This is a genomic window from Enterobacter sp. RHBSTW-00175 (assembly GCF_013927005.1).
Taxonomy (GTDB): domain Bacteria; phylum Pseudomonadota; class Gammaproteobacteria; order Enterobacterales; family Enterobacteriaceae; genus Enterobacter.
The window spans coordinates 1,741,464-1,753,111 of record NZ_CP055930.1 but is presented as its reverse complement, the minus strand read 5'-3'; the positions used below and the strand labels follow the sequence as shown (position 1 = coordinate 1,753,111).

At 55.2% G+C, this 11,648-nt stretch carries 11 protein-coding genes; 7 read left to right on the top strand and 4 right to left on the bottom strand.

Going from position 1 to position 11,648, the window contains the following annotated elements:
• Positions 1-53 precede the first annotated feature (53 nt).
• Complete coding sequence (ggt, locus tag HV107_RS08335; protein WP_182062831.1) at positions 54-1,796, top strand: gamma-glutamyltransferase; 1,743 nt, start codon at positions 54-56, stop codon at positions 1,794-1,796.
• Positions 1,797-1,902: 106 nt separating this feature from the next.
• Here the strand turns inward: ggt and yhhY are convergent, their stop codons facing one another.
• Positions 1,903-2,391: an N-acetyltransferase gene (gene yhhY / locus HV107_RS08330; RefSeq protein ID WP_182062830.1), complete on the bottom strand. Its 489-nt coding sequence runs from the start codon at positions 2,389-2,391 to the stop codon at positions 1,903-1,905.
• Positions 2,392-2,646: 255 nt separating this feature from the next.
• Here yhhY and HV107_RS08325 point away from each other — a divergent pair, with 255 nt between their 5' ends.
• From HV107_RS08325 to gntU, 5 genes are all read left to right on the top strand, one after another.
• Positions 2,647-3,684, top strand: coding sequence for an oxidoreductase (locus HV107_RS08325; protein ID WP_182062829.1), 1,038 nt, complete (start codon positions 2,647-2,649; stop codon positions 3,682-3,684).
• A gap of 123 nt (positions 3,685-3,807) precedes the next feature.
• Entirely contained in the window at positions 3,808-4,503 is a 696-nt protein-coding gene (locus HV107_RS08320) for a pirin family protein (RefSeq protein ID WP_014072147.1), read from the top strand.
• 100 nt (positions 4,504-4,603) lie between these two features.
• Complete coding sequence (gntR, locus tag HV107_RS08315; protein ID WP_152082572.1) at positions 4,604-5,599, top strand: gluconate operon transcriptional repressor GntR; 996 nt, start codon at positions 4,604-4,606, stop codon at positions 5,597-5,599.
• A gap of 126 nt (positions 5,600-5,725) precedes the next feature.
• Complete coding sequence (gene gntK, locus HV107_RS08310; RefSeq protein ID WP_182062828.1) at positions 5,726-6,253, top strand: gluconokinase; 528 nt, start codon at positions 5,726-5,728, stop codon at positions 6,251-6,253.
• 3 nt (positions 6,254-6,256) lie between these two features.
• Entirely contained in the window at positions 6,257-7,597 is a 1,341-nt protein-coding gene (gntU, locus tag HV107_RS08305; protein WP_182062827.1) for a gluconate transporter, read from the top strand.
• A gap of 127 nt (positions 7,598-7,724) precedes the next feature.
• Here gntU and HV107_RS08300 read toward each other — a convergent pair whose 3' ends face one another.
• The 3 genes from HV107_RS08300 to yhgN form a co-directional block, all read right to left on the bottom strand.
• On the bottom strand, positions 7,725-8,165 hold the full coding sequence (locus HV107_RS08300; protein ID WP_182062826.1) for a hypothetical protein: 441 nt from the start codon (positions 8,163-8,165) through the stop codon (positions 7,725-7,727).
• A gap of 245 nt (positions 8,166-8,410) precedes the next feature.
• On the bottom strand, positions 8,411-9,565 hold the full coding sequence (locus tag HV107_RS08295; RefSeq protein WP_182059485.1) for an IS481 family transposase: 1,155 nt from the start codon (positions 9,563-9,565) through the stop codon (positions 8,411-8,413).
• Between the two features lie 140 nt (positions 9,566-9,705).
• Positions 9,706-10,299, bottom strand: a complete 594-nt coding sequence (gene yhgN, locus HV107_RS08290) for an NAAT family transporter YhgN (RefSeq protein WP_003861574.1) — start codon at positions 10,297-10,299, stop codon at positions 9,706-9,708.
• 177 nt (positions 10,300-10,476) lie between these two features.
• Between yhgN and asd the strand changes: the two genes are divergently transcribed.
• Positions 10,477-11,580, top strand: a complete 1,104-nt coding sequence (gene asd / locus HV107_RS08285) for an aspartate-semialdehyde dehydrogenase (RefSeq protein WP_182062825.1) — start codon at positions 10,477-10,479, stop codon at positions 11,578-11,580.
• The last annotated feature ends 68 nt before the right edge of the window (positions 11,581-11,648 follow it).

Below are 11,648 nucleotides of genomic sequence, written 5' to 3'. Positions count from 1 at the left end.
TGAACCAGGCTTAACCCGGGCATATGGATCCCATCACCTGGAGAACAATAACTATGAAACCAACATATTTGCGCTGGATTGCAATCGCGGCGTTAATGGCCAGCGGCACATTTAGCGTGGCGGCGAACCCGCCAGCCGCTCCGCCAGTGTCCTACGGCGTGGAGGAAGATGTGTTTCATCCCGTGCGGGCGACGCATGGCATGGTGGCATCGGTTGATGCGATGGCCACGCGAGTAGGCGTGGATATTCTCAGGCAGGGTGGGAACGCGGTAGATGCGGCGGTGGCTGTGGGTTACGCGCTGGCGGTAACGCACCCGCAGGCCGGTAACCTGGGCGGTGGCGGCTTTATGATGCTGCGCACCAAAGATGGCAAAACCACGGCCATCGACTTCCGCGAAATGGCGCCGAATCAGGCTTCCCGCGATATGTTCCTTGATGACCAGGGCAACCCGGACAGCAAAAAATCGCTGACGTCGCACCTGGCATCCGGCACGCCGGGTACGGTGGCAGGCTTCTCCCTGGCGCTGGAAAAATACGGCTCGATGCCGCTCAATAAAGTGGTGCAGCCTGCCATTAAACTGGCGCGAGACGGTTTTGTGGTAAACGATGCGCTGGCTGACGACCTGAAAACCTACGGCAGCGAAGTGATCCCGAATCATGAAAACAGTAAGGCCATCTTCTGGAAAGACGGCGAGCCGCTGAAAAAAGGCGACAGGCTGGTGCAGAAAAACCTGGCGAAAAGCCTGGAGCTGATTGCGGAGCACGGGCCGGATGCCTTTTACAAAGGGGCGATAGCGGACCAGATTGCCGAAGAGATGCAAAAGAACGGCGGGTTAATCACCAAAGCGGATCTGGCTGAGTACAAGGCGGTTGAGCGCGAGCCGATTAGCGGAAGCTATCGTGGTTATCAGGTGTTCTCTATGCCGCCGCCGTCTTCCGGCGGGATCCACATCGTGCAGATCCTCAACATTCTTGAAAACTTCGATATGCACAAGTTTGGCTTCGGCAGCGCGGATGCCATGCAGGTGATGGCGGAGGCGGAAAAACGCGCCTACGCCGACCGTTCGGAATATCTTGGTGACCCGGACTTTGTGAAGGTGCCGTGGCAGGCGTTGACCAACAAAGCCTATGCCAAATCCATTGCTGATGAGATTGATATCAATAAAGCTAAACCGTCGAGTGAAATCCGCCCCGGCAAGCTGGCACCGTATGAAAGCAACCAGACCACGCATTTCTCGGTAGTGGATAAAGACGGTAACGCGGTGGCGGTGACCTACACGCTTAACACCACCTTCGGTACCGGGATTGTGGCGGGTAACAGCGGTATTCTGCTGAATAACGAGATGGATGATTTCTCTGCCAAACCGGGCGTGCCAAACGTCTACGGGCTGGTGGGTGGTGATGCCAACGCCGTCGGGCCGAAGAAACGTCCGCTGTCGTCTATGTCGCCCACTATCGTGGTGAAAGACGGTAAAACCTGGCTGGTGACCGGTAGCCCTGGTGGCAGCCGTATTATCACGACCGTGCTGCAAATGGTGGTGAACAGTATCGATTTTGGGATGAACGTGGCGGAAGCCACTAACGCCCCACGTTTCCACCATCAGTGGTTGCCGGATGAGCTGCGCGTTGAGAAGGGCTTTAGCCCGGACACCCTCAAACTGCTGGAGCAGCGCGGGCAAAAAGTGGCCGTGAAAGAGGCGATGGGCAGCACCCAGAGCATTATGGTCGGGCCGGACGGTGCGCTGTTTGGGGCATCGGATCCACGTTCGGTGGATGATTTAACGGCAGGGTACTGATTATTCCCCTCACCCTAACCCTCTCCCCATAGGGGAGAGGGGATTGCACGGTGGGGTCTTTTCTCCCTCGCCCCTATGGGGAGAGGGCCGGGGTGAGGGGAGTGTGTCACTTCATTCTTGCCATATAATAGGCATCCACATACTCGCCGTTGCGCAGCGCGAATTTCTTGCCCGTACCCTCAATTTCGAAACCAAATTTCCGGTACAACGCCAGCGCTGGCGGGTTATCAGCAAACACCGTTAACTCAATACGGTCGATGCGCATCCAGTTGTCGCAAAGGTTGATCATCTCACGCATTAACGCGCTGCCGACTCCGCGCCCCTGAGCCTGTGCTGCAACGCTGATACCAAAGGTTGCCACGTGGCTGCGGCGCGGGCTTGCTTCCACCTGAAGCGCCAGATCGCCGACGATTTTCTCGTCGATGCAGGCCACCAGGCGTTTTTGGCCAGGCTTAGGGATAAGGCGTTCCTGCCAATGCTCAAGGGAAGGATGAGGTAGTTGTAGCGTGTCGTGATACACCTCCGGATGCATATAATTCTGGCGTAATGCTTCGGCATCTTTCGGTTCAGCGTGGCGTATCACTATCTCACTCATTCCTTCGTCCTCTGTGGGTTAATGTCTCTTTCAACATCAGTGACTTTAAAACTTGAGTCAACCGCTATTTTTTGCAAAAAGTATTGGACAAGTGCGAATGAGAATGATTATTATTGTCTCGCATTCAGGAGAACCGCTACGGGAACCTGAAAGCACGACATTGCTCACATTGCTTCCAGTATTACTTTAGCCAGCTTCTAGCTGGCTTTTTTTTTGTTATGGTAAGTCCCAGTAACCTTCCAAAAGGACTGAGCTATGACCCTACATTGCGCATTTATTGGATTTGGTAAAAGCACCACCCGGTATCACCTGCCGTATGTTCTCAACCGTAAAGACCGCTGGCACGTTGCCCACGTCTACCGCCGCAGCGCGAAACCCGAAGAGCAATCCCCGCAGTATTCCCATATTCATTTCACCAGCGACCTTGATGAAGTCTTAAGCGATCCGCAGGTCAAACTGGTTATCGTTTGTACCCACGCTGACAGCCATTTCGACTACGCAAAACGCGCGCTGGAAGCCGGGAAAAATGTGCTGGTGGAAAAACCGTTCACCCCGACGCTTGCCGAAGCGAAAACCCTGTTTGCGCTGGCGAAAAGCAAAGGGCTGATCGTCACGCCATACCAGAATCGCCGTTTTGACAGCTGCTTCCTGACGGCAAAAAAGGCGATTGAGAGCGGCAAGCTCGGTGATATCGTTGAGGTTGAAAGCCATTTTGATTACTTCCGTCCGGTGGCGGAAACCAAACCCGGCCAGCCGCAGGATGGCGCGTTCTATGGCCTGGGCGTGCATACGATGGACCAAATTATCTCTCTGTTTGGCCGCCCGGGTGACGTGGCCTATGACATCCGCAGCCTGCGTAATAAAGCCAACCCGGACGATACCTTCGAAGCGCAGCTGTTTTACGGCGACCTGAAGGCCATCGTCAAAACCAGCCATCTGGTGAAAATCGACTATCCGAAATTCATCGTCCATGGCACGAAAGGGTCGTTTATCAAGTACGGCATTGACCAGCAGGAAACCAGCCTGAAGGCCAATATCATGCCGGGCGATCCCGGTTTTGCGGCGGATGATTCCGTGGGCGTGCTGGAGTACGTGAATGACGATGGCGTAACGGTCAGGGAAGAACTGGCACCTGAAACGGGCGACTATGGCCGCGTGTACGATGCGTTGTTTGACACCCTCAGCAACGGCGCGCCGAATTACGTCAAGGAAACTGAAGTTCTGACCAACCTTGAAATCCTTGAACGGGCCTTTGCACAGGCTTCTCCTGCCACGATAACCCTCGCCAGATAAGTAAAAATGGCTCCTCTGTAATTATTCATATTTTTTGAACAGAGGAGTCAATTTTCACCCTCTATGATCCCAGGCCGTTTACGTCCACACTTACTCCATCGAAACGAACTGAGGGTGAAAACAATGATCTACTTACGCAAAGCAAACGAACGTGGTCACGCGAATCATGGCTGGCTGGACTCATGGCATTCATTCTCGTTTGCTGATTACTACGACCCGAATTTCATGGGCTTCTCTGCACTGCGCGTGATTAACGACGACGTGATTGACGCAGGCCAGGGCTTCGGAACCCATCCGCACAAAGACATGGAAATCCTGACTTATGTGCTGGAAGGGGCGGTTGAGCACCAGGACAGCATGGGCAACAAAGAGCAGGTTCCGGCGGGCGAGTTCCAGATTATGAGCGCGGGTACCGGGGTGCGTCACTCTGAGTACAACCCAAGCAAAACGGAAAAACTGCACCTGTATCAAATCTGGATCATTCCAGAAAAAACCGGCATCACGCCGCGTTACGAACAGCGTCGTTTCGACGCAGAGCAGGGCAAACAGCTGGTGCTGTCCCCGGATGCGCGTGAAGGTTCCCTGAAAGTGAACCAGGATATGGAACTGTATCGCTGGGCGCTGGCGAAAAACGAACAGTCTGTGCATCAGATTGCTGCCAACCGCCGCGTGTGGATCCAGGTGGTGAAAGGTGAAGTGACCATTAACGGTACTAAAGCCACCACGGCTGATGGTCTGGCAATCTGGGATGAGCAGGCACTGTCCGTTCATGCCGACAGCGAAAGCGAAATTCTGCTGTTCGATCTGCCGCCGGTTTAATAATTCATAAATAATTGCCCATCCTTCCCTCTGAAAGGGGAAGGATGGGCTTTGTCCGTGATAAACTGAGAAAATCTATCACTTAAGATTTCTCAGGACGATGAAAAAGAAACGCCCCGTACTTCAGGATGTAGCCGATCGCGTCGGTGTGACCAAAATGACGGTCAGCCGTTTTTTACGTAACCCGGAACAGGTTTCCGTGGCGTTGCGTGGCAAGATTGCCGCTGCCCTCGATGAACTGGGTTATATCCCCAACCGCGCACCCGATATTCTCTCCAATGCCACCAGCCGCGCGGTAGGTGTCTTGCTTCCTTCCTTGACCAACCAGGTTTTCGCCGAAGTATTACGCGGTATCGAAAGTGTGACCGATGCGTTTGGTTATCAGACCATGCTGGCGCACTACGGGTACAAGCCGGAACTGGAAGAAGAACGTCTTGAATCAATGCTTTCCTGGAACATCGACGGCCTGATTTTAACGGAACGTACTCACACCCCGCGCACGCTGAAAATGATTGAAGTGGCCGGCATCCCGGTGGTGGAGTTGATGGACAGCCAGTCGCCCTGCCTCGATATCGCCGTCGGGTTTGATAACTTCGAAGCGGCGCGTCAAATGACCGCGGCGATCATCGCCCGCGGTCATCGCCATGTGGCCTACCTGGGTGCGCGTCTTGATGAACGTACTATCATCAAACAGAAGGGATACGAGCAGGCGATGCTCGACGCAAACTTAACCCCGTACAGCGTGATGGTGGAGCAGTCCTCTTCCTATACGTCGGGTATTGAGTTGATGCGCCAGGCACGACGCGAGTATCCGCAACTGGACGGTATTTTCTGCACCAACGATGACCTCGCGGTCGGTGCGGCGTTTGAATGTCAGCGTCTGGGGCTGAAAATCCCTGATGATATGGCGATTGCTGGTTTCCACGGCCATGACATTGGCCAGGTGATGGAGCCGCGTCTGGCGAGCGTCCTGACACCGCGTGAACGCATGGGTCGTATTGGCGCAGAACGCCTGCTGGCGCGCATTCGTGGTGAGGTTGTGACCCCTAAAATGTTAGATTTAGGTTTCACCTTGTCACCAGGTGGATCTATTTAACCTGACAAATTTGAAGTAGCTCACACTTATTCACTTCGCGCACGTTTGGATATTGCTTCTGTTTTGCCCCGGCAGGACAATGTTACCGATAACAGTTACCCGTAACAATTGACTGAGGGACTCCCTTTGAGCACGACTAATCATGATCACCACGTTTACGTCCTGATGGGCGTTTCCGGTAGCGGTAAATCTGCCGTTGCCAGCGAAGTGGCGCATCAACTTCATGCCGCGTTTCTTGATGGCGACTTCCTCCATCCGCGCAGCAACATCACCAAAATGGCCGCAGGCGAACCGCTGAACGACGACGACCGCAAACCGTGGTTGCAGGCGCTGAACGACGCTGCGTTCGCGATGCAGCGCACCAACAAAGTCTCTTTGATTGTGTGTTCCGCGCTGAAAAAAACCTACCGCGACCTGCTGCGTGACGGTAACCCGAACCTCTCTTTCATCTACCTGAAAGGTGATTTCGAGGTGATTGAAAGCCGCCTGAAGGCGCGCAAAGGTCACTTCTTCAAAACCCAGATGCTGGTGACGCAGTTTGAAGCGTTGCAGGAGCCGGGTTCGGATGAAAAAGATGTCTTAGTGGTTGATATCGATCAGTCACTGGAAGGTGTTGTTGCCAGCACCATCGAGGTTATTAATAAAAGGCAGTAAGTTGTGAGTACATTAACGCTTGTTTTAACAGCAGTAGGTTCTGTTTTGCTGCTGCTGTTTTTAGTGATGAAAGCGCGTATGCACGCTTTCGTTGCTTTGATGGTGGTTTCTATTGGTGCAGGTCTGTTTTCCGGAATGCCGCTCGACAAAATCGCAGCGACCATGGAAAAAGGGATGGGCGGCACGCTGGGCTTCCTGGCGATTGTCGTGGCACTGGGTGCGATGTTTGGCAAGATTTTGCATGAGACGGGCGCAGTCGATCAGATAGCCGTCAAAATGCTGAAATCCTTCGGGCACAGCCGCGCGCACTATGCGATTGGTCTGGCCGGTCTGATTTGCGCGCTGCCGTTGTTCTTCGAAGTGGCGGTGGTGCTGCTGATTAGCGTGGCATTCTCGATGGCGCGCCATACTGGCACCAACCTTGTGAAGCTGGTTATTCCGCTGTTTGCGGGCGTGGCCGCCGCCGCAGCGTTCCTGCTGCCGGGGCCTGCACCGATGCTGCTGGCGTCCCAGATGCACGCTGACTTTGGCTGGATGATCCTGATTGGCCTGTGCGCGGCAATTCCGGGGATGATTATTGCCGGCCCGCTGTGGGGCAATTTTATCAGCCGTTATGTTGAACTGCACATTCCTGATGACATTACCGAGCCGCACCTCGGCGAAGGCAAAATGCCGTCCTTCGGATTCAGTCTGTCGCTGATCCTGCTGCCGCTGGTTCTGGTGGGCCTGAAAACCATCGCTGCGCGTTTCGTGCCGGTGGGCTCTAGCGCCTACGAATGGTTTGAGTTTATCGGCCATCCGTTCACGGCGATCCTGGTGGCGTGTCTGGTGGCGATTTACGGCCTGGCGATGCGTCAGGGGATGCCGAAAGACCGGGTGATGGAGATCTGCGGTGCTGCGCTGCAACCGGCGGGTATCATCCTGCTGGTGATCGGTGCCGGTGGCGTGTTCAAGCAGGTGCTGGTGGATTCTGGCGTGGGCCCGGCTTTGGGTGAAGCGCTGACCGGCATGGGCTTGCCGATTGCGGTAACCTGCTTTGTGCTGGCGGCTGCGGTGCGTATCATTCAGGGCTCTGCGACCGTGGCGTGTTTAACCGCCGTGGGTCTGGTGATGCCGGTGATTGAACAGCTGCATTACTCCGGTGCACAGATGGCCGCGCTGTCAATTTGTATTGCAGGTGGGTCTATCGTGGTGTCTCACGTGAATGACGCAGGCTTCTGGCTGTTCGGTAAATTCACCGGTGCGACCGAAGCACAAACCCTGAAAACCTGGACGCTGATGGAAACTATCCTCGGCACAACAGGTGCAATTGTCGGGATGATTGCGTTTACGCTGCTGAGCTAACTCCGGTTTTCTCCCTCTCAAGGAAAACGCAAAAGGCAACGTAAGTTGCCTTTTTGATGTTTGCTCCCTCTCCCTGTGGGTGAGGGCATCAGGCCGCAGAGGCTGGATTTGTCGGGTGACGGCTTTTTTACAACTGTACGACACCTTCAGTGGTACGCAGCCAGCGCGGTGCTTTCAGCGTATCGCCGTAAAACCCTGTAAGGTCCTGCAATAAATCTCCCGCCACTCTTTCATCGCTCGCCGGGAGCGTTCGAGCCAATAGCAATTGCGTTAGCAGCTGGCAGTATCTCCCCAGTTGATCCATTTCCGGCTCAAAGACCGGCACGTCCAGCGGCAGGTCATCCACCGTCAGGCTCGCTTTTAAATGTTCAGGAACAGGTTCAAGCAACGTTGGCTGAAGCAGGGAAAGGCAGGTAGAGAGCTGTCCGCACAGCGCCATCTTTTGGGTTGGATCGTCACATTCAACCAGTACGTCGACAAACCGCGCGCAGTTGTCTGCCAGTTCGGTGAAATCGGTGGTGTGATCGAACGGGGCGGTAAATAAGGTGTGAGAAAAGGTGTATTCCATGAATAATATTCCTCAAGTGAGAAGTGATGATGAGGATATTCAGGGGACCAACCCTGACGCCTGATTTTGCAGGCGTGGCGAGAAGATACTGCTTTGAAGATCGGGTGGCAAGAGAGGCTCTGGAAGGCGGCTCGCAAAACGAAATATTATTTTAGGGTGCGGCCTGATGCCCTCACCCCGGCCCTCTCCCACTGTACGGTCCGGGGACATGGTAGACAGGTGTTCGGGGACATGGTGAACACTTTTTAACATCCTTTACCCATGGTGATCGACTTTTTCTTCAGGTCGATCACCCCCACTTTCGTGCTGTACCACCACACCTCGTAGCTGCCGTCTTCCTGCATCTCCTTCAGCCCGACCCGTTCTCCCCTGAACGCCTTGCCTGCGCTCAGACTTACCCCTTTCACGCTCAGCTTTCCGCTGATATCCACTTTCCTGACCATCACGCCCTCGTCGTATTCCGGGGGCGTGGTGTTGCCGCTGTACTGCCGCTCTGACGGCTTATACCGCGACCCCGGTACCGCCATATCCAGCGCCTCATGCGGGCGTTCAAGGTTATAGACTGTCCGCCAGTGGTCGAAGGCGCGCTGCAGTTCGCCCCCGCTCGCGAACCACTTCCCCTGCAGCACTTCTGCCTTCAGGCTCCGGTGAAAACGCTCCAGCTTACCCTGCGTCTGCGGATGATACGGCCGGGAGTGCCCCACCCGGATACCCAGACGCATCAGCCACAGCTCCAGCGCCGTCCAGGTGCCGGTGGTGTCTCCCCACGGAGAACCGTTGTCCATCGTCATCCGGTCCGGCAGGCCGTAGCGCTCAAACACGCTGACCAGCTGCTGCTGCACGGTCTCGCGCCGTTCATCGGTACAGTGCGCCAGGCACAGGGAAAATCGGGAGTGGTCGTCCAGCAGGGTGAGCGGATGGCAGCGGCCGCCTCCAAAGGGAAAGTGGCCCTTAAAATCCATCTGCCAGAGGCGGTTCGGCGCGTCATGTTCGAACCGTCCCGTGGCGGGAATGCCCGGTGAAGTGCCCGGCAGCAGACCGTGACGGGCCATGAGGTTATGGACGGTGCTGAAGGCGGGCATGGTGTGCCCCTGGTCTTCCAGCCAGCGCTTTATCTTGCGTGCGCCCCAGCGTTCATGGCGGTCATGCGCCATACGCAGCAGGGCAGTGATGTCGTCAGATGAGCGGTTCGGGGAATGGTGCGGTATGCGCGGGCGGTCCTGAAGGCCGGAGGCCCCTTCCTCCGCCCAGCGGCGAAGCCACTTATAGCCGGTGGCAGGTGAAATGCCGAAGCGACGGCAGAGGGAACGGATGTTCGCCCCGTCCTGCGAGGCGAACAAAACAAACTCGGTACGTAATGACATGGTATCTCTCGCATCCCAGGACATAAGCGACTCCATAAACGGGTTCTTATGCCTTAGTTGTAAGTGTCTACCATGTCCCCGAACAAGTGTTCACTATGTCCCCGGACCGTACACCCACGGGGAGAGGGAGCAGACACTAAAAACGGCAACGTGGTTGCCGTTTTGCATTTACCTTGCTAGCCTTTCATCCACGCCCGGATCCCGTCCAGGAACATCTGTGTCGCCATCATCACCAGAATCAGCCCCATCAGGCGCTCCAGCGCGTTCACCCCTTTCTCGCCCAGCAGACGTAAAAACAGCGACGATTGCAGCAAAATAATAAAGGTCCCGCCCCAGGCAATCAGCAGGGCAATCACCAGATGGCTCATCTGGTTCGGATACTGATGCGACAGCAACATCAGCGTCGCCAGAATTGTCGGCCCGGCAACCAGTGGAATCGCCAGCGGCACAATAAACGGCTCTTCACCCGCAGGTAGCCCGCTGCTGCTCCCTTCCGCGCTCGGGAAAATCATCTTAATGGCAATCAGGAACAGGATAATCCCGCCGGAAATAGAGACCGTTTCTGCGCGTAAATTCAGGAACGCGAGGATTTTTTCGCCCGCGAAAAGGAAGATAAACATCACCAGCAACGCAATCAGCAGCTCGCGGATCATAATTGCCCGGCGGCGCTTCGGTTCGGTGTGTTTTAGCACCGACATGAAGATAGGTAAGTTTCCGAGTGGATCCATAATCAGGATCAATAAAACCGCTGCGGAAATGATTTCACTCATCGTAAGTTATCCCTGATACTTTCTATGGTCATTCTGATGATTAGCTGCTTTTCTGATTGTCTGGCAATCATCGATTAATTTCGCTTGCGACTTTGGCAGCATTTTGTAATGTGAAGCATATCCCAGTTAAATACTGGTTTGCACAAACAGCACACACCTCTCCAGGAAAAAAATGCTATGAAAAACGTTGGTTTTATCGGTTGGCGCGGTATGGTCGGCTCTGTACTCATGCAACGCATGGTTGAAGAGCGCGATTTCGACGCTATCCGCCCGGTCTTCTTCTCCACTTCCCAGCTCGGCCAGGCTGCACCGTCCTTTGGTGGTACCACAGGCACGTTGCAGGATGCTTACGATCTGGAAGCGCTGAAGGCACTCGACATTATTGTCACGTGCCAGGGCGGCGATTATACCAACGAAATCTATCCAAAGCTGCGTGAAAGCGGCTGGCAGGGCTACTGGATTGACGCGGCATCTTCGCTGCGCATGAAAGACGATGCCATCATCATTCTCGACCCGGTTAACCAGGACGTGATCACCGACGGCCTGAACAAAGGCGTGAAAACCTTTGTTGGCGGTAACTGCACCGTCAGCCTGATGCTGATGTCTCTGGGCGGCCTGTTCGCGCAGGATCTGGTGGAGTGGGTTTCTGTTGCTACCTATCAGGCGGCTTCTGGTGGCGGCGCGCGCCACATGCGCGAACTGCTGACCCAGATGGGTCAGTTGCACCACAGCGTTGCGACTGAACTGGCCAACCCGGCGTCCGCTATTCTCGATATCGAGCGTAAAGTCACTCAGCTCACCCGCAGTGGCGAGCTGCCGGTAGATAACTTTGGCGTACCGCTGGCCGGTGGCCTGATCCCGTGGATCGACAAACAGCTGGATAACGGCCAGACCCGCGAAGAGTGGAAAGGCCAGGCCGAGACCAACAAAATCCTCGCAACCGCGAACACCATTCCGGTTGACGGTCTGTGCGTGCGTATCGGCGCGCTGCGCTGCCACAGCCAGGCCTTCACCATTAAACTGAAAAAAGATGTGTCTATTCCGACCGTTGAAGAGCTGCTGGCTGCGCACAACCCGTGGGCGAAAGTGGTGCCGAACGATCGTGATATCACCATGCGTGAACTGACTCCGGCGGCAGTCACCGGTACGCTGACCACCCCGGTTGGTCGTCTGCGTAAACTGAACATGGGGCCGGAATACCTGTCCGCGTTCACCGTGGGCGACCAGCTGCTGTGGGGCGCTGCCGAGCCGCTTCGCAGAATGCTTCGCCAGCTGGCGTAATAATTTGTTAAATCTCAGGGGTGCATTGTCACCCCTTTTTTTGCGTACTACATGGAGTAAACGCGTAT

Excerpts from the sequence above, each read along its gene's own strand:
- ggt (WP_182062831.1), top strand. The coding sequence starts at position 54 with ATGAAACCAACATATTTGCGCTGGATTGCAATCGCGGCGTTAATGGCC.
- yhhY (WP_182062830.1), bottom strand. The coding sequence starts at position 2,391 with ATGAGTGAGATAGTGATACGCCACGCTGAACCGAAAGATGCCGAAGCA.
- HV107_RS08325 (WP_182062829.1), top strand. The coding sequence starts at position 2,647 with ATGACCCTACATTGCGCATTTATTGGATTTGGTAAAAGCACCACCCGG.
- HV107_RS08320 (WP_014072147.1), top strand. The coding sequence starts at position 3,808 with ATGATCTACTTACGCAAAGCAAACGAACGTGGTCACGCGAATCATGGC.
- gntR (WP_152082572.1), top strand. The coding sequence starts at position 4,604 with ATGAAAAAGAAACGCCCCGTACTTCAGGATGTAGCCGATCGCGTCGGT.
- HV107_RS08300 (WP_182062826.1), bottom strand. The coding sequence starts at position 8,165 with ATGGAATACACCTTTTCTCACACCTTATTTACCGCCCCGTTCGATCAC.
- HV107_RS08295 (WP_182059485.1), bottom strand. The coding sequence starts at position 9,565 with ATGGAGTCGCTTATGTCCTGGGATGCGAGAGATACCATGTCATTACGT.
- yhgN (WP_003861574.1), bottom strand. The coding sequence starts at position 10,299 with ATGAGTGAAATCATTTCCGCAGCGGTTTTATTGATCCTGATTATGGAT.
- asd (WP_182062825.1), top strand. The coding sequence starts at position 10,477 with ATGAAAAACGTTGGTTTTATCGGTTGGCGCGGTATGGTCGGCTCTGTA.